Source organism: Ornithinibacillus bavariensis (assembly GCF_050433565.1).
GTDB lineage: Bacteria > Bacillota > Bacilli > Bacillales > Amphibacillaceae > Ornithinibacillus > Ornithinibacillus bavariensis.
The window spans coordinates 291,176-311,753 of sequence record NZ_JBNPWZ010000001.1 but is presented as its reverse complement, the minus strand read 5'-3'; the positions used below and the strand labels follow the sequence as shown (position 1 = coordinate 311,753).

19 protein-coding genes are annotated in these 20,578 nt (G+C 35.4%); 7 read left to right on the top strand and 12 right to left on the bottom strand.

What is annotated here, in order from left to right; all coding sequences use genetic code 11:
- Nucleotides 1–457: 457 nt before the first annotated feature.
- Genes nagE through HNR27_RS01395 form a run of 3 tightly spaced genes read right to left on the bottom strand, consistent with a single transcriptional unit; the run spans nucleotide 458 to nucleotide 3,299 of the window.
- The gene (gene nagE / locus HNR27_RS01405; RefSeq protein WP_429338502.1) at nucleotides 458–1,915 is read right to left on the bottom strand and encodes an N-acetylglucosamine-specific PTS transporter subunit IIBC; all 1,458 of its coding nucleotides are present in this window, start codon (nucleotides 1,913–1,915) and stop codon (nucleotides 458–460) included.
- 13 nt (nucleotides 1,916–1,928) lie between these two features.
- Nucleotides 1,929–2,753 (bottom strand): PRD domain-containing protein, encoded by an 825-nt coding sequence (locus HNR27_RS01400; RefSeq protein ID WP_429338501.1) that lies wholly within the window; start codon nucleotides 2,751–2,753, stop codon nucleotides 1,929–1,931.
- A gap of 42 nt (nucleotides 2,754–2,795) precedes the next feature.
- Nucleotides 2,796–3,299, bottom strand: a complete 504-nt coding sequence (locus HNR27_RS01395) for a PTS sugar transporter subunit IIA (protein ID WP_429338500.1) — start codon at nucleotides 3,297–3,299, stop codon at nucleotides 2,796–2,798.
- A 483-nt stretch (nucleotides 3,300–3,782) separates the two neighbouring features.
- Between HNR27_RS01395 and HNR27_RS01390 the strand changes: the two genes are divergently transcribed.
- The 3 genes from HNR27_RS01390 (at nucleotide 3,783) to HNR27_RS01380 (ending at nucleotide 8,461) form a co-directional block, all read left to right on the top strand.
- On the top strand, nucleotides 3,783–4,505 hold the full coding sequence (locus HNR27_RS01390; RefSeq protein ID WP_429338499.1) for a glycerophosphodiester phosphodiesterase: 723 nt from the start codon (nucleotides 3,783–3,785) through the stop codon (nucleotides 4,503–4,505).
- 335 nt (nucleotides 4,506–4,840) lie between these two features.
- Nucleotides 4,841–7,339, top strand: coding sequence for a CDP-glycerol glycerophosphotransferase family protein (locus HNR27_RS01385; protein ID WP_429338498.1), 2,499 nt, complete (start codon nucleotides 4,841–4,843; stop codon nucleotides 7,337–7,339).
- A 126-nt stretch (nucleotides 7,340–7,465) separates the two neighbouring features.
- Entirely contained in the window at nucleotides 7,466–8,461 is a 996-nt protein-coding gene (locus tag HNR27_RS01380) for an LCP family protein (RefSeq protein ID WP_429338497.1), read from the top strand.
- Between the two features lie 108 nt (nucleotides 8,462–8,569).
- On the opposite strand, the gene HNR27_RS01375 is transcribed toward HNR27_RS01380, so the two are convergent.
- Complete coding sequence (locus HNR27_RS01375) at nucleotides 8,570–9,301, bottom strand: WecB/TagA/CpsF family glycosyltransferase (protein ID WP_429338496.1); 732 nt, start codon at nucleotides 9,299–9,301, stop codon at nucleotides 8,570–8,572.
- Nucleotides 9,302–9,685: 384 nt separating this feature from the next.
- Here HNR27_RS01375 and HNR27_RS01370 point away from each other — a divergent pair, with 384 nt between their 5' ends.
- A complete protein-coding gene (locus HNR27_RS01370) occupies nucleotides 9,686–10,732 on the top strand; it encodes an LCP family protein (protein WP_429338495.1) in 1,047 nt (348 codons plus the stop codon).
- 255 nt (nucleotides 10,733–10,987) lie between these two features.
- Complete coding sequence (locus HNR27_RS01365; protein ID WP_429338494.1) at nucleotides 10,988–11,410, top strand: hypothetical protein; 423 nt, start codon at nucleotides 10,988–10,990, stop codon at nucleotides 11,408–11,410.
- 339 nt (nucleotides 11,411–11,749) lie between these two features.
- Here HNR27_RS01365 and HNR27_RS01360 read toward each other — a convergent pair whose 3' ends face one another.
- The 4 genes from HNR27_RS01360 to HNR27_RS01345 all read right to left on the bottom strand — a co-directional run bounded on the left by HNR27_RS01360 (nucleotide 11,750) and on the right by HNR27_RS01345 (nucleotide 14,292).
- On the bottom strand, nucleotides 11,750–12,220 hold the full coding sequence (locus HNR27_RS01360) for an Hsp20/alpha crystallin family protein (RefSeq protein WP_429338493.1): 471 nt from the start codon (nucleotides 12,218–12,220) through the stop codon (nucleotides 11,750–11,752).
- Between the two features lie 23 nt (nucleotides 12,221–12,243).
- On the bottom strand, nucleotides 12,244–12,486 hold the full coding sequence (locus HNR27_RS01355) for a spore germination protein (protein ID WP_212920450.1): 243 nt from the start codon (nucleotides 12,484–12,486) through the stop codon (nucleotides 12,244–12,246).
- Nucleotides 12,487–12,658: 172 nt separating this feature from the next.
- Entirely contained in the window at nucleotides 12,659–12,922 is a 264-nt protein-coding gene (locus HNR27_RS01350) for a spore germination protein (protein ID WP_373306334.1), read from the bottom strand.
- 428 nt (nucleotides 12,923–13,350) lie between these two features.
- The gene (locus tag HNR27_RS01345; RefSeq protein ID WP_429338492.1) at nucleotides 13,351–14,292 is read right to left on the bottom strand and encodes a hypothetical protein; all 942 of its coding nucleotides are present in this window, start codon (nucleotides 14,290–14,292) and stop codon (nucleotides 13,351–13,353) included.
- 205 nt (nucleotides 14,293–14,497) lie between these two features.
- Here HNR27_RS01345 and HNR27_RS01340 point away from each other — a divergent pair, with 205 nt between their 5' ends.
- Both HNR27_RS01340 and HNR27_RS01335 read left to right on the top strand, forming a co-directional pair.
- The gene (locus HNR27_RS01340) at nucleotides 14,498–14,866 is read left to right on the top strand and encodes a hypothetical protein (RefSeq protein WP_212920448.1); all 369 of its coding nucleotides are present in this window, start codon (nucleotides 14,498–14,500) and stop codon (nucleotides 14,864–14,866) included.
- A 248-nt stretch (nucleotides 14,867–15,114) separates the two neighbouring features.
- Complete coding sequence (locus HNR27_RS01335; protein WP_429338491.1) at nucleotides 15,115–17,220, top strand: methyl-accepting chemotaxis protein; 2,106 nt, start codon at nucleotides 15,115–15,117, stop codon at nucleotides 17,218–17,220.
- 72 nt (nucleotides 17,221–17,292) lie between these two features.
- Here HNR27_RS01335 and HNR27_RS01330 read toward each other — a convergent pair whose 3' ends face one another.
- Genes HNR27_RS01330 through HNR27_RS01315 form a run of 4 tightly spaced genes read right to left on the bottom strand, consistent with a single transcriptional unit; the run spans nucleotide 17,293 to nucleotide 20,470 of the window.
- The gene (locus tag HNR27_RS01330; protein WP_212920446.1) at nucleotides 17,293–18,582 is read right to left on the bottom strand and encodes a YhfT family protein; all 1,290 of its coding nucleotides are present in this window, start codon (nucleotides 18,580–18,582) and stop codon (nucleotides 17,293–17,295) included.
- 18 nt (nucleotides 18,583–18,600) lie between these two features.
- Nucleotides 18,601–18,960, bottom strand: a complete 360-nt coding sequence (locus tag HNR27_RS01325) for a DUF2620 domain-containing protein (RefSeq protein ID WP_429338490.1) — start codon at nucleotides 18,958–18,960, stop codon at nucleotides 18,601–18,603.
- A 20-nt stretch (nucleotides 18,961–18,980) separates the two neighbouring features.
- Entirely contained in the window at nucleotides 18,981–19,346 is a 366-nt protein-coding gene (locus HNR27_RS01320; protein WP_429338489.1) for a PRD domain-containing protein, read from the bottom strand.
- 59 nt (nucleotides 19,347–19,405) lie between these two features.
- On the bottom strand, nucleotides 19,406–20,470 hold the full coding sequence (locus tag HNR27_RS01315) for a hypothetical protein (protein ID WP_429338488.1): 1,065 nt from the start codon (nucleotides 20,468–20,470) through the stop codon (nucleotides 19,406–19,408).
- Nucleotides 20,471–20,578: the final 108 nt, after the last annotated feature.

Sequence of the window (20,578 nt, the reverse complement as noted above, 5' to 3'; positions counted from 1 at the left end):
TTCATTTCAAATTTCTCTCCAAAATGATGCATAGACACCTGCTATTCGTCATTTCGTTTCAAATCTTTCTTCAAAATGATACATAGAGATCCGCTATGCATCTTTTCATTTCAAATTTCTCTCCAAAATGATGCATAGACACCTGCTATTCGTCATTTCGTTTCAAATCTTTCTTCAAAATGATACATAGAGATCCGCTACGCATCTTTTCGTTTTAAGTTCCTCCCCATAATGATGCATAGAGAATCGATATTCGTTATTTCGTTTCAAATTTCTCTTCAAGATAATGCATAGAAACCTCCATTCCATTATTGGGCCACTATCTCAATAAACTTTAACCATCAGCAGCTATTCATAGATAGTCATAAAAACATCTGCAAGTCCTCTTTGGAAGTCGCCCCTATCCTACTAACAAAAAAACAGGACAAGAGATTTTTCTCTTATCCTGCTACCCAAATTATTTACGTAACTTCTCCATTTCATCAGCAACAAATTGAACATTAGTTCCAACAACAACTTGGATATTATGTTTATCTATAACATTAATTCCGGGTACACCGGTTGCTTTGATTTTCGCTTGGTCAACCTTATCCATATCTTTTACTTCTAATCGTAGGCGAGTTGTACAGTTATCTAAGGAAGTAACGTTCTCATCCCCACCTAAACCTGCGTAAATTTGCGCTGCCATTGTAGCAAAACGATCTTTTTTACTATCGCCTATAGATGTAGCTACTTCGTCCTCTTCAGATTCAATCATTTCATCGTCTTCACGACCAGGAGTCTTTAAATTGAATTTCGTAATTAAGAAACGGAATAACACATAATACACTACCGCAAATCCAAGACCTTGAAGTAATAGCATAAAAGGCTGGTTTGCTAATGGTAAGGCTGAGCTTAATGAAAAGTCGATTAATCCTGCACTAAAGGTAAATCCAGCAGTCCAATGGAATGCAGCTGCAATAAATAGTGAAAGACCTGTAAGTACAGCATGTACAACATAAAGTGCTGGAGCAAGGAACATAAAGGAGAACTCAAGTGGTTCTGTTACCCCAGTTAAGAAAGAAGCAAATCCAGCTGCCATTAATAAGGAAGCTGCTTGCTTTTTACGCTTTGATTTAGCAGTATGATACATCGCAAGTGCTGCTGCAGGTAAACCAAACATCATAATTGGGAAGAATCCAGCCTGATACATACCGGTAATACCTTTCGTACCATTTCCAGACCAGAAGTTATTAATATCCGCGATTCCAGCAACATCAAACCAGAATACTGAGTTTAAGGCATGGTGTAATCCTGTTGGAATTAATAAACGGTTAAATAATCCGTATAAACCTGCACCACCAGCACCTAAACCAACAATTGCTTCTGCAAACGCAACAAGCCATCCATATACAATTGGCCAAACAAAGAATAAAATACCAGAAACTACTAGCATTACTGCTGATGTCATAATAGGAACTAGTCGTTTTCCACTAAAGAATGCCAAGGCATCTGGTAATTGCACCTCACTAAATCGGTTGAACATATTTGCTGCAACTAATCCCGAAAGAATACCTATAAATGCGTTTTTAATATTTTCAAATGCAAGGTTAACCGCTTCGACATCAATTCCTTTTAACATAGCGACCGAATCAGGTGATAGTAATGTTGTTACAACTAGAAAACCAACCAAACCACTTAATGCAGCAGAACCATCACGGGTTTTGGCCATTCCAAGTGCTACACCTACTGCAAAAAGAATTGGAATATTATCAATGATAGAGCTACCGGCTTTTATTAAAAAGGCAGCAAAAGCACTACCAGTACCCCAATCTGGGTCAATCCAGTACCCAATCCCCATTAAAACCGCTGCTGCAGGTAATACTGCAACCGGTAACATTAATGAGCGACCAAGTCTTTGTAAATATTTCATCATGGTCTTTTTCCTCCTAATTATTAATATTTTTAATCCTTTCAATATGAAGGGCAATATAACCTAACTCCTCCTCTGGTAAATGTATACCGTGAACAGAGGATAATTCTTCACCAACCCTTTTAGCACAACGAAACGAGTCCTTGAACTTCTTTTTAATCATGATAAGCAGTTCTTCATCCATCGTATTTCTTTCTCGGCGTTCTGATCGCACTAAAGCAAAGCGAAGATGAGTAATGAGTCTTTCATAGGATAAATGGTGTTCGTTAATAGCAATACCTAAATAGTCCTGAATCGTGTCCACCATATCCTTTAAAATAGACGTTTGCCGAACCGTTGTACGTAAATCACCTCCTTGAATTTTCATGGTGTGGATGTGAAGTGCAATAAATGCCGCTTCATCAATAGCAAGCTCGACCCTAATTTTGTCCTTTATATAGTCTATCGCCCACAAACCTATGGAAAATTCCTTTGGATACAAGACTTTAATTTCATCAAACAGCTTATTCTTCACTTCAATTCCCTGTTGGTGACGGTCTATGGCATAGGAAATATGGTCACTTAATGCTAGATAAATATGGTCATTCAGCTTTCCTTTCAGCTCCTCTTCTGCATGGGAAATAATTTCCTCTGCAAGGATAAAATGCTCCTCAGGAATTCTTTCTAATAATCGCTGTAGCTTTTCATTTTCTTTCAAAATAAAAAGCTTCTCTATTTTAGTGATATTCACTAAGTCATTTTTTCCCTTGCCATAAGCAAGACCTGCACCAATAGCAATCTTTTCTTGTCCCTCATCCACGATAATAACAGCATTATTATTTAGGACTTTCTTTATCTTCACATTCCTCACCTCCTTATTAAAAAGGCATAGAAAGTCAATATCCTATTTCTTTACTTGAAAAATTACTGTTTCCCCTGCTTGACATTCGGATACATGTACCGGCTCATAAGTCTTACCAGTATCACCACTATTAGTAAATACAATTGGTGATATACTATCCTTTGCCTTCTCTTTAACCGATACTAAATCAAAATCCAATAAGGGCTGTCCAACTTGCACTTTATCACCCTGGTTGACGTGAACAGTAAATCCTTCCCCACTCATTGCAACCGTCTCTAGGCCGATATGTAATAATAATTCCGAGCCATCCTCAGCTAAAATACCAATTGCATGCTTTGTCGGCGCCACTTGAATAATTTCACCGCTAACAGGTGCAACAACTTGTCCATTAGAAGGTATAATAGCACCGCCTTCTCCCATCATTTTTTGACTGAACACAGGATCAGGCACCTCTTCAATTGAAACAAATTTACCCGTAATTGGAGCAAAAACCTCTATCCCATTTGTTGTATGTTTCTCCTTAGATTTAAAAAGGTTCTTAAACATAAATATTTCCTCCCTATTTCTGTATAATTTAGATGTTCATTAGTATTCTCATAAGCAACTCATTTAACCAAAAGAATGAGATTGTCACGGTTGATGGTATATTAATCACACAACAAAAAAAGGCATGGGGTAACAAAGATAGGAAAAACCTATCCCGACAGTTACCACCATGCCTGATCGTATCAGTAACATGTGATCCTATTTAACTTCTAAATGTAGAATAACATTTTTCTAAAAAAATATCAAAGGTCTATTGCAAGTGATGCCATTGAGCAAATAAGTTTTATAGAGTGAATGATATATACATATTTGTCTATTTTTGCTATGTTGTAGATTCAACAAATGCATTTTTAATTTATATCATTTTTGAAAAAACTTTCACTTTACATATAGATAAGATATCTTTATTACCTTCCCCTATATCGTTATAATAGTGGTAACGGGTTGGTATTCCAATCCACTTTCTACCTTATGGAGGGATTTATGTTGGTACTAAATTTTGCCCATCGAGGATCATTAACAGAGGCACCAGAAAATACTTTACCTGCTATAAAAAAGGCAATTGAACATGGAGCAAGGGCGATTGAATTAGATGTTCAACTCTCAAGGGACAACCAGTTAGTGGTTATTCATGATCATAATTTTCGGCGCTTTAATTCAACTGCTAAAGGACTGGTAAAGGATTATACTCTCAAGGAAATTAAAACTATAGATGTAGGCTTCACTTTTTCAGAAGAATTTACAGGTGTTTCTCTTGCTACACTTGATGAAATTTTAGAGATTTGTCCACTTGATACGATTCTAAATATCGAAATTAAAAATATTCCTGTGATATATGATGGAATCGAGGTATTATTATATAACTGCTTGAAGAACCATAACCGATTAAACAACCTAATCATTTCCTCGTTTGATCACGAAGCTCTACAAAAATTTCAAACACTTGCACCAGATATTCCTATTGGACTTCTGTTATATTACCGTATTTTAAAACCATGGACTTACGCAAAAAATTGTGGGCTAAATCTATATAGTATCCACCCGCTTCAAAGCTGGACTGATAAAGAGCTTATTACAGAAAGCAAAAAATTAGGGCTTAAAATTTATCCTTATACTGTAAATGATAAGGAACGGTATAAGGAGTTAATAGACCTAGGCGTTGACGGGGTATTTTCCAATAACCCAGAGATATTCACTCTACCGTAGTAGGTCCTCGTAACAAATCCAAAGAAAATTAGGCTGAGACTTAAAACAATTCATTAGCATCGAAGTAAAAGAAAAGTAGTGAGTCTCTAACAGGAAATAGCAGAAACTTTGAAGTCATCTCGAGCAGAAGTCTCCCCTTTTACAACAAGTTAAATTCATTACACCTTTCCCTTGCTGATTATTTAGCATCGAGCTAATGGTTGGGGAATGTGATTGTTAATCAACATACCTCTGTCTTTAGCCTATCACTTTATCCAAATTCAAGCTTATATTTCCTTAATTTCTTCCCAATACTAATAAAACTAAAATATTATCTAGTATTGTCGGAGGAAGTCATGTCAATAAGAAAATTCATTCGTAAAGTTATTCCCTATGATATTCGCTTCTTATTAAATCCACTTTTCAAACACTTATTTCATCGGAGCTTTCGCCTAAGGGCTATTTATACCAAAGCATGGGAAACTCTCCCCGTAAACAACAATTTGATTTTTTACGAAGCTTACCACGGAAGAAGCATAACTGGGAATCCTTATGCTATTTTTAATTACGTGATTAACGAATCTGCTTTTAATAATTACCACCATATTTGGGCAATAAGAGAAGATACCGTTATCCCCCAAAAAATGAAAAACCTGACAAATGTAACATTTGTCTTATTTCAAAGTGCAGAATATGTAAAGTATCTTGCCACTGCTAAATATCTTATCAACGATACGTCGTTTCCTACATTTTTTCATAAACGAAAAGAACAAGTTTATGCCAATACTTGGCATGGTACACCACTTAAAACACTTGGAATGGATATTAAAAATAGGGGGCTAACTGATCATAAAAATATTCAGCGTAACTTGTTGTTTGCTGACTATCTCGTTAGCCCTAATCAGTATACAACAGAAAAATTGTTACTATCACACGATATCGAAAGCATATATGGAGGAAAAGTATTAGAGGCTGGATATCCCCGTGTTGATTTGATGTTTAATGCAAACAAAGAAAGAATTCGAAACGAGGTAGGTGTTTCATTAAATAAAAAAATAATTCTCTATGCACCTACTTGGAGAGGGAAGGTTGGAAATGAGGAAAACCAAAGTCTAGAATTACTAAAAGCTGTCGAACAATTAAACCGACTAATCAGTGATGACTATGTAGTATTACTAAAATCCCACTATTTTGTTAGTAAATATTTTGCTGAAAAAGATATGGAGCATCTATGTGTTCCCAATTGGGTGGATAGTAATGAACTGTTAAGTATAGTAGATATACTGATCACTGATTACTCTAGTATCTTTTTTGAATATTTACCGACAGGAAAACCTGTTATATTTTATGCTGATGATGTTAATGAATACAAGGAAGAGCGTGGATTATATATACAAATGCATGAACTGCCTGGCCCTATATGTCAAACCCTGGAGGAAGTAATTCAACAGATTCATCATATAGATGATGTACAGAACACTTATAGAAGTATCTACGACGATTTCGTGAAAAAGTTCTGTTCTCACGATAATGGTCAGGCAACAAAACGATTTGTAGATACTGTTTTATTACAGAAGAGTATGGAAAACCTTTACAGTACCTCAACAAATAAAATGAAGATTTTAATGTATGGCGGAGGTTTTTTAAACAATGGTATTACCTCTGCTGTTGTCAGCTTATTAAATTCAATGGATTACGAGAAATATGATGTAACATTAATCGATCATGGCACGAATAAGAGTAGGGCAAAATTGACAAACATGGAGAAGGTAAACAATAACGTTCACCATATTTTTCGTGTTGGAACATGGAATTCATCTTTAAAAGACATATACCGTCATACACTCTTTCTGTTTACCGGAATCAAAAAAATAGCTCCAATACGGATGTACGAGCGTGAGTATGACCGTTTGGTTGGACTCTCTAATTTTGACATTGGGATTGATTTCGGCGGTTATAGTCCTTTTTGGGCATCTGTTTTTGCCTTTGGAAATTTCAAAAAGAGATGCATCTATCTACATTCGGATATGAAACAAGAAATGTATAAAGTTGTAAATAATAAATATCCACATAAACGAAATTTGAGGGCTATTTTTTCTTTATATAATCAATTTGACAAAGTACTGTCTGTTTCTGAGCTTACTCATAAGCAAAACTGTAAGAGTTTGAAACCATATTTGAACCAAGAATCGAAAATGGATTACGTAATAAACGCCATTGATTATAAACAGATTTTCCAATTAAAAAATAAAAATAATTATCAATTTGAATTAGGGGAAGAATTAATACCCACTAGTAATAACCAATTAACAAGAAGTGAAGATAGTTTTCCATTCCCACATCATGACAACGTCAATTTTATAACGATTGGTCGCCTAAGTCCCGAGAAGGATCACAGAAAGCTAATTGATGCTTTTTCTCTAGTGGCAACTCATAATCAGCAAGTGAGGTTGTATATCGTTGGGGATGGAGTACTTAAAGAAGAACTAACACAACAAGTTCATTCAATGAGCCTAGCAGATAAAGTCATTTTCACTGGTTTTTTAGAAAATCCTTATCCTTTATTGAACCAATGCGACTGTTTTGTACTATCCTCCAATTACGAGGGACAGGCTATCGTCCTTTTAGAGGCACTTATATTAGGTAAGCCTGTTATTGCAACCGATACACCTGGTCCAAGAAGTGTAATAGGAACTGACTATGGATTAATAGTAGAAAACTCAGTTTTTGGTCTTGCCAATGGAATGCAGGAATATCTCAGTGGAAAAAGAATGAGCAGTAGTCAGTTCGACTATCAGAACTATCACGCTACGGCAATGAACATGTTTTACGAAAAAGTTTGTAAAATGGATTAGGAATAGATTTTTGCTTCTTCATTGTCAGGGAAAATAAAACGTAACATCTTTCATAACACCGTCGTAAAAACTAGTTCTTATGAGGTAGGATATTTGCCTTTTAAAGCTAGTAAGGAGTTATTGCCCATGTTCAAAAAACTAGTACGTTCATTAAAATGGTTGTTTATATTCGGAGTACCTATACTCCTTATATTTCTCATAAGCTACGGTGCATATCTATACCATACTGTAGAAAATATTCTCACCCAATCTCACCAGGATATTGAAAGGGAAAATAAGAAGTCACGTCTTCGCAGTTATTCTGTGGATCCAATAAAAGATAATATCTCCATTTTATTTATTGGAATAGATACTGGAGAAGAAAGAGATTATCATGAGGCTAGTCGTTCAGATGCTTTACTGCTTGCTACCTTTAATAAAGAGGATAAATCCATCAAGTTACTAAGTATACCTCGAGATACCATCGTCTATGTACCAGAAATCGATCGTACAACGAAGATAAATCATGCCCACTTCTATGGTGGTCCTAGGTCTACCATAGAAACTATTGAGAATTTCTTGCATATACCAATCGATTATTATGTTCGAGTAAACTTTGAAGCATTTATAAACGTTGTAGAAGCTCTAGACGGAATCCCTTACAATGTTCCTTATGAAATCCGTGAGTTAGATTCACATGATAATAAGAATGCTGTTCATTTATTTCCTGGGTACCAAACATTATCCGGTGAAGAGGCACTAGCACTTGTCCGATCAAGAAAATATGATAATGATATTGAGCGCGGCAAAAGACAACAAGATATCATGAAACAAATCGCAAAAAAATCGACATCTCTTCCCAATCTTTTCAAAATAGATGATATTATTCGAGCAGTTGGCACCAACCTAAAAACAAATTTAACCTTCCAGGAGATAAGAACATTATTTCATTACGGTATTGAGTATCCATATACTATTGATACCATTAATTTTGAAGGAGATAGTGGGTATGGTGAGGACGGACTTTGGTATTATAATGTTAGAGAAGACAGCAAGTGGAAAATTGCTAATGAGCTTCGCCATCACTTAAATTTACCAGAAGATGGAAGGAATCCTTCCAAGTTTGCAGGAGAAGATGATTAACTCTAATTCACATTTCTATTATTAAATACTTATATTTATCAATGCACTGTAGCATGTAAGTAAATGTATTTACAAAATAAAAAAGAAGTTAGTAGAATCAAAACAAAACTAACTTCTTTTAAACCATATTCGAAACATAAATTTAAATATCTTTAATACTCTAACAAAGCGAAATGGCTGTTTTATTAATCGATAGAGCCATTCTAAATTTAACTTTATCCATGTCTCAGGTGCCCTCTTGACTTCACCAGAAAGTACATCAAAGCTTCCACCTACTCCTATAAATATCCCTTTTTCAAACGTATCAAGGTTTTGTGAAATCCATTTTTCCTGACGGGGAAAACCAGTTGCCACAAATACTAGATCTGGATTCGCCTTCCTAACCCCTTCTACAATTGTTGTATCATCAAATGGGAAGAAACCATGATGAGAACCAGCAATTTTAACAAAAGGGAACTGCTTTCTTACTTCTAATACAACTTTTTCATTCACAGCCTCAGAGGCCCCTAAAAAAAAACAACTCAATCCCTTTTCATTTGCATAGCTTAACAAATCCATCATAATATCTGTTCCAGCTATTCTTTCCTGTAAGGGCTGCTTCTTATGTCTCGCCGCCATCAAAATTCCCGCTCCGTCCGGAACAACGAAATCGGCCGATTGAATAATCCTTTTAAACTCATGGTCTTCATTTGCCTTCATAACAATTTCAGGATTTGCTGTAACGACAAAGCATTTTTCATTCCTATTTAAAATGGGAATAAGACCCTTTTCTAAAAACTCTTCTTTCGTTGTGTTAATGAAATCAATTCCCATAACCGATACTGTTTTAAAGGCACCCATACCTAATACCCTTTCTTATGTTAATTTTTTCAAGTCCTTATGTAAGATCCTATCTACAAACATATTGAAATAATAATTTTCACTAAAAACGAATCCTATCACCAATTATTTTCGTCTAATTATAAGACATCAACATATATTTTACAAAAATAAATTATGTACTATTACTTTTTCCCTATAATATGTATAAATTGTATGTAAAATATTTCAAATGTAATAGACTTATTATTAGAAGATATCAAGCACATTGCAGATTGTTTTTATCATTTACGAATAACCAGATTCATAGTACAATATACTAGTTAGTTTTTATTTATAAAAATTCAAAAATTAAAGTTGCTATTTTAATAGAGGTTTACTTTATTCAACGAAGGAGTAAATATTATGTCTAGTAAGACATCACCAAACACAAGAATAATGAAAAAAAAGCGAAAAAGAAAGCTTAGACGTAGAGTATATGTTTTGTTAATACCAATTATACTATTTATTTCGGTTATAGGTTATATGATACATTTATATGCCACTGCAGAGACCGTTTTTTCCGATTCACATGAAGAAGATGGTAGGGAGAAATCAGCACTTCGTGATGCTAGGGTCGATCCGAAGAAAGATAATGTTTCTGTTTTAATTATGGGAGTTGATGCTAGCGATATTCGTGCAAATGCAGATAACTCAAGAACAGATACATTAATGGTTGCTACATTAAATAAGAAAGATAAATCAGTTAAACTACTAAGCATTCCACGTGATTCGAAGGTTTACATTCCGGAAGTCGGCTATGAGGATCGAATAAATCATGCACATTCATTTGGTGGAACTGAAGCAACAATTGACACGATTGAAAAACTTCTCGGTATTCCAATTGACTATTGGGTGAAGGTAAATTTCGAGGCCTTTATCGATGTGGTGGATGCTGTTGATGGTATTACAGTTGACGTCCCATATGAATTTTATGAACAAAACTCTAAGGATGTTGCTAATGCCATTCATTTGTATGCAGGTGAACAGGAATTAGATGGCGAAGAAGCATTAGCACTTGCCAGAACAAGGAAGCTAGATAACGATATCGAACGCGGAAAACGACAACAAACAATTATTAAAGCAATAGTTAAAAAGACAATCTCTCTTAATTCCATTTTAAAATATGATGATATCATAAAAGCTGTTGGTAAGAACATGACAACCAATATGAAATTCGATGAAATGAAGAGCTTTATTTCTTATGGAACTTCAGGTGGATTAAATATCGACACCTATTCATTAGAGGGTTCTGATTACTGGGAATATGTACCGAAAAAGAAATACTACTGGGTACTTGATCAAGAAAAGCTAGAAGAAACAAAGAGAGTCTTACAGGAGCATCTTGAAATATCGTCTAAAGTTTCCACAAGTAGTGGAGTTGAAACACCGACAAATAACAATATTAATTAACCAAAAAACATTGACAATACAACAAAAACAAGAGCAGTCTGACCACCATAAAGTGGCCAATGGGCTACTCTTGTTTTTCTTTAGCAGTATAACTGATAAATTTGAAGGTACTACTTTTTGTTTATCAGCTGCATCAGGGCTAGAAACTATCATGATATAGTTCTTTACTCAACAGCAAAGAATTTTGATTTTTATTAATTTTATTTCACCAATTATATTTGAAAGTATTGTATATTTATAAAAAGGAGGAGTACTATGCGATTACTTAAATATTTATTGATAGTAATTATTGCTTTAGTTGGGCTTGGCTACGGCGTTTACTTCTTTGGAACGAAATTGGCATCAGAAAAACTCATGGAAGTTTTATCTTCTGAGTTACTAAATAGTGGAGAAATAGAAATAATAAAGCAAACAATTGAAAATGATCCTGAGCTTGAAGCTTTTTTAAAGGATGCTAAATCAGTAGATGAATCTGACTTGCCATTTACTAGTAAAGAAGAAGCTACTAGATTAATTATTAAAAAACTAGGGATAAAAGAACTACAAAATATTCAATCTCAATTTCAGCAAGGGGAAATTACCAAAGAGGAATTGTTACAAGAAATAGAGAGGAATTTTACGGAAGAGGAATTAACAGCTTTAAAAGTAATTGTTTACAAAGAATTAAATAATAATTAATTAGTGTTATTGATTAAATCATACAGAGGCTAGGACTAATAAAAAATAATACAATGGTAATCTTACTTTTGAAAACATAAATAAACTTCTATTTATTCCTGCCTCTTTCTTCACGATTGGTAATAAGATAAATAATAAACTAAAGCTCAACCTCCTTCTATTTTTTACATAAAAGGAATAAAGTACATACAGTTATAGTTTTTTATTTCTTCTAGCATTGAGCAAGTTCATAGCGTTCACAAAAATGAAGAAGAGTAGGTAAAATCCTCCGTTATATCTTTACCCACTCTCAAGTCTGCCTTTTTCTAATTCTACCTCCCTATCGAAGTAGCACCTTATTCACCAACTAAAATGTAGTGGAGTTATCTCGTTCGAGCGGGGATATATAACTTGTATTACACCTTGGTATGAGCTTAGTTGGATTAGCTGTGGTTCGGTTGGTTCGGGAAGTTGGATTATCCGTTCAAAGCTACCATAAAACCGTTCTTTTCTAACAGCAGTTTCTGGTGAAATGAATGGCTGCTGAACATTTCCTTTTATAATTAATTGATGCTTGGATTGTAGGGAAATTTGCAATGCCTTTGGGTCGATTCCAGGAACTTCAATCAGCATGTAAACATAAGTGTCGTCTCGATATACATCGACTTTAGGGAAGTCTGTTTCTTTCTGTAAAACTACAGGACGGTCCTTTTTTTCATTTCCTTTGAAAAACTTTTCGGGTGAATATTGCTCATTCTTATTTGGCCATAAGCTGCTTTTTTGAAAATCTTGAGTAAAGTCTACCCACTTTTTAACTTTCTCAATATCCATGACATCACCCCATTAAAACTCGACTAGACCTGCCCAACCATTGGTAGAGAAGGGTTTGCAATTTGATCTTGATCACTAACATCAGGATCAATAATAAATGTATTTAGCTGTGAGCCATTTGCAGACAAATCTCCCAAAGAAAAATTAGCCCCAAACATTTTCGTATTGGAGGTATGACTATTATGAACAGTTGGACCAATATCAAGATTTCCATTTTGTGTCATGCCGTTAACCTTAATACCTATAATGTTTATCTGATATGGCATTCGAATTCTCCTTTTATCATAATTCTTTAATGAATCTCGCATTCATTATGTCTTTTGAAGCTACTACATGCTTCTGGATCATGAGATACTGACTGAAATTACTTCTTATAACTTTGCGAGATTACATCCTCTCCGCATATTTACAGGTACGACCAAACAACTCTATACCTTTCTATTGACCTAATTCCAGTGTTGGTAACCCAATATTTGCTGAATCGGCATTTCCGATATCTGTCATATCATTTACATCTGGATCAATATAAATATTTTCCATCATTGCTTCATTGTTTGATGCATCACCATAGGATGAGTTTGCCCCCTGGGATTTAATTTTGGACGTATGACTATTATGGATTGCTTCACCAATAGTGATAGAGCCATTACCAGAAATATTATTAACCTTGAAATTGTATAAGTTGATTGTAATATGCATCATATTCATCCTCAAGAAGTCTTTGAAGTACTATATGCAAGAATCTAGGTATAAGTTCTTGTGGGATGTCGGGACTGAGTACTTCCGTCCATTTGGTAATAAATAGACCTTGACCACATGTAGCAAGGTCTTAATTATTATTTTTTCAACCGAAATCAAGTTATTTCGAGGAGTACCTCGCCGCCCTTGCTAAGCTGAAACCCATTTACCAGTTTCTGTAGTTCTTCTGCGATGACGGCAGTGTTAATGCCAATTTTGCTATTTCCACCACAGAGGATTAGCCAATCATGAAAAACGAAAAATTGATTTTTCCTTATACGAATTACCCTCCTTCACCAAATAAGTTACCTTGTGCAGTTAGCATCAAAAAAGACATTGTGAAGTGGTACCACTTCACAACGCCTCCTAGCATTTCTTCTGATTCAGACCTATTATTCCCAACTACTGTCCGTTTCTATTATCCATCCATTTTCAACCCCTACATGGAAGTTGCCGTCCGCGTGCTGGAATAAGATGCTTCCTGTTGACAAATCTTCTGATTCAGCACGATAGATTAATAAATGTTCATTTTCTGGATTGTATAAATATAAAGTAGTATCATCTTCAGTCTTGTAAAACTTTCCAGTAAATTCACCAGGTATGCCATTAGTGAATTCATCAAGACTAATATTTCCGACTATAATACTATTCATTAGACCCTCAAATATTGAGATGGTTGCAGTTGGTTTATCATACTCTAGCACCCATGGGTAAAATCCATCTTCACTTGGTCCTTCAAATGTTGGATTACCAAGCATATGCTTCACAAAAGACGGCGAATCACCTAGTGTTACTCCGTAAACGAAAAACTCACCATTTTCCTCGGTAATTAATGGTTCTTGTTCAATGGAATCTGCCTTTATATATTCCCCATCCAAATAGATCTGGGGAGTATTACAGGCTTCACTGTCTGTTGTTAGTGTGATCATATTATCATTTTTTTCCAAGGTTCCTGTACATGTACCATCTATAGTCCTTTTAAAAGCCATTTTATTATCTTCAATCGTTCCACTTCCCTCTATAGCATTACCATAAGAGCTATTATTAACAGTACTTATACTTGATCCTTTTATATATACAGAGACCTGGTTATCTGTTTCTTTTTGAATTTGAATACTACCATTTATATCATCACTTAAAAATACCCAATCACCAAACCATGATTCATCAAGAGTAGGTTCTAGTTCCTTCGCACTTTCCTCTTCTTTATTAACGGTCTTAGATATAGTTTTCTCTTCCTTTTCTATGTCTGCTTGTTTCTCACTATCATCACTTGAACAAGCAGTAAGTAAAAGAACAATGCCTACTAGAATAATAGGTAATTTAATTTTCATTTAGTTTCCTCCATTTATATTCTCTCAACCTTTTTAACATCTCTATTATTATCGGTATCTTATTCTGTCTCGTTTACTTAAATTCATTATTTCGAGTAAAATAAATCTCAGCAATCCTTCTATAAGTTAATAACTCGAAAAACATCTATATTTATAATAAAATACTCCATAAGCAAAAATTATCTCGAAAAAGGAATGTATTCGTATGCAACTAGAAGAAATCATCAATAAAATTAACCAATCAACAGAGGAACTTGACTTCGGAACTGCTAGGCGTTATGTAGAGAACAATTACGAGTTATTAAAGAATCAAAAACACCGACTCAACACAAATGCTAGAGAAATACTGTCTTTTGTTTCGGAACGGTTTGAATCGGGACTTCAGCCTTTATCTAGAATAGAGATGGCAGCAATTAATGCCATTAATATATCAGCAAAAAAGTTTAATCTTAGTGGTGTCAAATTGGCAATTAAAAATAACCCGAAGTTACTTTTACGTCACGATGTATTAGATTATTTAAATAGCGATGCAAAGATTCTATTAGAAAGCATGGGTGTTATAGAGAAAATGTAAATACTGGTTTTTGGAGGGTTTGCCAACTTCTGGAAAGTCTCGGCTTAATCGAGATCTTCAGAAGCTACAAGCCCCCTACCCAAATCTCAAAAATTTCAGTATAATGTTCCTATAGTACTAAAGCCCTATTGAAAATGAGTGGATACAGCACTGGTTATACATAGGAGTCTAGATCAAGGGGGGATCGTTGATTTTTTATAGGTTGCTTTTCTACTAAATTACTAATTTGGATTAAAAGGAGAATAGATTTGGCAACAAAGAAAAATCAAAAAAGGAAATTTAGATTAAATACAATTAATACAAAATTAAAGGTCGCAATATTATCTATTACTATCATCTCATTGTTGATAAGTGGAGTTATTGTAGCATTTAAAGTAAACTCACAAACAAAACTCGACTTCAACCGTTCCATGGAACAACAAATAAATCAGGTTGATTTGAGTCTGTCCAACTTCTTTTCAGATATTGAATCGAATGTAAATATGTTGAGTACGTTCTCGAATTTGCGTGAAGCAGATGAGCGTATTACAACTTTTATAGATAAAACCGGTGTCAATGGAAAAATTCCTATGAAGCCGCTTGAAGGAGATCCGTATGAGGCAGATATTTTTCGAACCTTCGAGTCATTTGTAACTAGTCATGAATCAGTTATTGCTGCAAGCCTTGGTGTTGAAGCCAATGGTGGTTTCACTCAATATCCAGGCAGTGACCGGGATGAAGGGTACGATTCAAGAGAACGCTCCTGGTATACGCTAGCACTGGAAAATCAGGACAAAGTTAATTTTTCCGATGCATATACAACATCTAGTGGTGACCTTGTCATCTTTGCCGCTAAAGCAGTAAAAGATACAAGTAATAACGTTCGTGGAGTACTAAGTGTGGACGTGGATTTAACCAACTTAACAGAAATGATTAAAAAGCTAAAAATCGGTGACTCAGGCTATATTATTTTAGCTGATAAAAACGGTAATATTATTGCTAATCCTAAAGATGAAAACCTGGAAAAATCCGCTAGTATATCTGAATTAGGGATTAAACAATTAGAAGACCCCACTAAATTACCAGATAAGCCATTTGACGCCAAATTAAATGGAAAGGCTTACAATATAAAGATTGTAGACTCTACTAATTCACAGGTTGGATTACGTTACATCGTTTTAGTCGATAAAAATGAACTGGCAAATAGTTCAAATGAAATTCTTGCTATGGTTATTGTCTCCATTATCATCATTACAATAATTTCTTTCCTTGTATCGTATGTTGTCTCCAACAAAATTTCGAAGCCTATTAAATTTGCTTCGGAACATATCCAATTATTGGGACAAGGTGACTTTACAAAGGAAATCCCAGAGCGTTACCTACGTTTAGGTGATGAGATAGGCGATATTATTAAAGATATGAATAATATGCAAACGAATTTAGTACATCTTATTAAAAATGTATCGAATTCTTCTAAAGAAGTTGCAGCCTTCTCACATGAATTAATGGAGACGAGTGAGCAATCAGTTGCAGCTGCACAGGAAGTAAGTCATACAATTGAAGAAATCTCCAATAGTACAGGTGTACAGGCACGTGACACAGAGCAAGGTGCGATTAATATTAATGAGTTCGGTGATTTGATAACGAAGGATCTTGAATATATCCAGGAATTGAATGTATCTGCAGGGGATGTAGATAGAATTAAGAATGACGCACTAGACATATTACAAGACCTGAATGAAAAGACAAATTCGGCTTATCAATCTACTGGAGAAATTAAAGATGTTATTGATAATACGAACCAAAGTGCTGAAAAAATTGCCACAGCAAGCCAAATGATTAAGAGTATTGCAGAGCAGACAAATTTACTTGCACTAAATGCTAGTATTGAGGCAGCGCGTGCAGGAGAAGCTGGTAAAGGCTTTGCTGTTGTTGCCGATGAAATTAGAAAACTAGCCGAGGAATCAAACAAATTTACCCAAGAGATTGAAACCATTATTCAGAGATTAACACAAGAAACAGAGCTTGCTGTTGATACGATTGAACAGGTTGGAGATATCGTTCAATCACAGGCTAATAGTGTTAAGACTACAAATGATAAGTTTGAGGAAATATCGACTTCACTAGATAGCATGAAAGCCGTTATTCAAAATATTACGAAGCTTGGTGAAGAAATGGGAGAAAAGAAAACCGAAATTATCGGGGTTATCGAGAATCTCTCAGCTAGCTCTGAGGAAAACGCTGCTGCAACAGAGGAAGCCTCTGCTTCCATGGAACAGCAATCCGCTTCCATGGAAGAAATATCAAGAGCAAGTGAACACCTAGCAACACTATCCAAAGAAATGGAAAACAGCATACAGAAATTTAAATACTAGCAAAATAAGAACAGGTCCCTTCCTTCACTGCATTGTCTGCAGGTGAAAAAGGGACCTGTTCCTGATTTACCCTTACTGAGGAATATCCATAATTCCTAATAATACAAGGATATTGGCTATGATTCCTACTGCGATTGCTCCGACAGGGCCGACTGCCATACGAACAATTGGACGTCCTGCAATTTCATTTAGTAGGTAGAAACCTGCGATGAAGAAGAAGCCGAATCCAGGTGCAATTGTATTTGCTGCATTTGCACCACCAATTAATAAGGCAACTTCTAGTAGCTTAGTCATTGCACTACGGATATTCTCACCAGAGTTACGAACGCCTGGGTACTTATCCAGGAATCTAGCAATATAGTTTAATAGCATTACTTCTAAGAAAATAACTAATGCACCAATAATTACGGCAAACCAAACATTTGGGACAAATAATCCTACAACAAAAATTAGTGTGAACCCAACAGGACTATAAACACCTGTTGCAATTGCAGTACTCGCTACTAATGGAATGAAGCCGATAGCTCTTGCTGCTGCAGCAATACCTGCATCTGTCTGCTTGCCTTCAGCAAGTAGATTTAGTGAAATCGGATCACCAGCCATTAATAGTAGATTAGTAGCACCAGCAATTAATCCACCAATAACCATAAAGAACACAACATTTTTCTTAATTCGACTTACCTTTTCACTGAATAAAGAAGCTAAGTCGATAGAAGCACCTTCTGGTTTTTCTTTCATTGCATACGCGAATAAGAAAATCATACCAACGATTAGAGCCATTCCTTCTTGGTTTAAAGAAACGGTATTTTCTCCTATTTTAAGGAAGCCCTCGGTATTTACCCATACAGCAAGCTGTCTAACAATTGCAGCTACAACAAATGTTAAAATACCTTTTTTAATACTAAATTGCAATGCAACTGCTAATGCAGGGAATGCCATAAAAGTTACAACAACTGGGGTTCCAACCTCACCAAGTGGTTCTAAGAAATTAACTGGTAAATAATCAAATAATTTCACAAATCCTTCTAGACCAGCGATTAGTCCCCAACCATAAACACCACCCACAACAGCAGCTACTGGTGTACCCCATTTATTTTTCGGTACAAGTAGACCAATAATATCAGTACCAAGTAAAATACTATGAATGAGAATGATACTTGCTGATAATGTGAATGGAATACCGAAGCCGATTACAAGGCCAAAACTCATGGCGAATGCTGTTAAAGCTAGTTCTCTACGTTTCAAACTACCTTCAATATGCTCTGAAACGACTGGACGCAGGCCATCATTAAATACAGCAATATTTCTATTTGCTAAAACAGCTGCTACTGCACCAATTAGTACGACAAATAATGTTTCCATTACCTATTCCTCCCTTACCTATGAATTGTTTTTAATTGCATTTAAAATCATTGGAACTGCAGCTTCAACATGATCACCAGTAAAACCAAAAGCTTTTTTCCCAGCCTTCACTGCCTCCAAAACATTCTCTTCATTTGGCTTTCTTCCTGGCATTGATACAGTTTCACATTGGCCTCTACCTAGCATCGCAAGTGCCATTGCAAGCGCACCTCCACCACCAGTATGGCAAGCACCTAAATAATAATCCGCTTGACCAGTTTTCATTGCCATTGCCGCTTCTAAATCAGACTTTACAGCTGTCTCGATTGAAGGATCAAACTCCTTAATCAATCGCTCAATTTCCTTTTTCTCTACCTGTCCACCAATTACAATCTTCATCGTATTTCCTCCTTCTTTTTTTAACAATTTGCATTTAAAACGGTTACATAATGCATATATAAGTACTCTTTTTCACCTTGTGGTAGTGGTTTATTCCATAAGGATTCAATAAAAGCTACTTGTTCTTTAACACAGGAAATATGACTTGATTCTTCAATCTCCTTCATGATTAATGCTGACGGCTTCTCAACTTCTTCTCCATTTTGAATACGAGTAAGGGCCATTGGTAAGTGGGTAAAAAGCATCTCAGCGTGATCTACTTCCTCTTTTCCTACCACAGCTATAAAATTCATAAAGACCTTCTCCGCGACAGTATGAGCCTCATTTGTAATGATGTTTTCCTCAAGTAGTAATTGTAAACGCTGATTATACTCTTCTAAGTTCACCTGTATATTCCCCCTATAAAATACTTTGTTTTCTCATGAATACGCTTTACTATATTTCACTAAAAAGATAACTTTGTAAATTTTTCATCATTTTCAAGAAAATATCTACTCCATACCTTTGGTAGTTTGATAGACTCCTCTAACTTCTCTGCGAAATCAAGTGCTACTTGACAATGCTTGATACCCTCTTTTGCAATAACGACAATCCCACTGGCAAGCGTTTCGGTTGGAACGGTAATAGCTGTTGTCTTTGCAATATTGGCTGCCCTAATAAGATATTTCCCATGGTTGTCAGTAATTTCCTTTCCAACTTCACCAAAATGCATTGGAATTGTTTCCCCATAACCATATACGTCAACCGGGCCTTCACAGGTTAGAATCATATCAATATCATGCTTTTTGAAACAAGTTTGAATGAGTTCTATCCCGACGTGACGATTTTGGATTCCATTCATATTTATTTCGATCAATTCATACCATGAGCAATCAATACTTGATAGATAATGTTGTATTTTGTCAAACATATCTTTACCATCTGGTGTACGAAGGGACCCCTTCTTGGGGATAGCGATGCGTGCCTTTTCTCTATTCGAGGAAAGCGTCGTCCCCAGCATTGTCTCCATCACATTCCTCAAAATGGAGATTTTCTTGGCAATAACACCAACACTACCCGTGAATTCCACGTTGTCTGTTGATACCTTTTTATTTTTTACAAATAAACCAGTCCCTGCGCCGATAATGGAAGGTAATTGACAGCTCATCGCTGGTGCTAGAACTGACCCTCCCCCATCCGTTCCAATAGCAAAATCATTTATACCTTTTAGAATATTTATTGGTCCACCACTAGATGAGCCGGTCATCACCCGATATGTAAGTGGATTGATTAAATCCGTATCCAATGCTCTTCCCTTATCTGCTGCCTTATCAATGGTTAACCAAGCATAATTTGGATTCGCACGTAAAACCTGGATCAGTTTATCAGGTATTTGGATCGTATCTTTCATTCCAAAATACAAGCGTTCACTATTTTTGCCTCTAACTTCTTCGGCTAGGTGAGGATTCACTTGAATGACAGACCTACCTAATTCACGTTGTGCAAGATTAAGCTTATTCGAGATAGACATCCCGTATCATCTCCAATCATGTTCATACAAGCGTTGGAATCCCTTTATACAGAATATTGTATATTGTAATTATAACGCTTTCATTATGATAATTCAATATCCTATTTA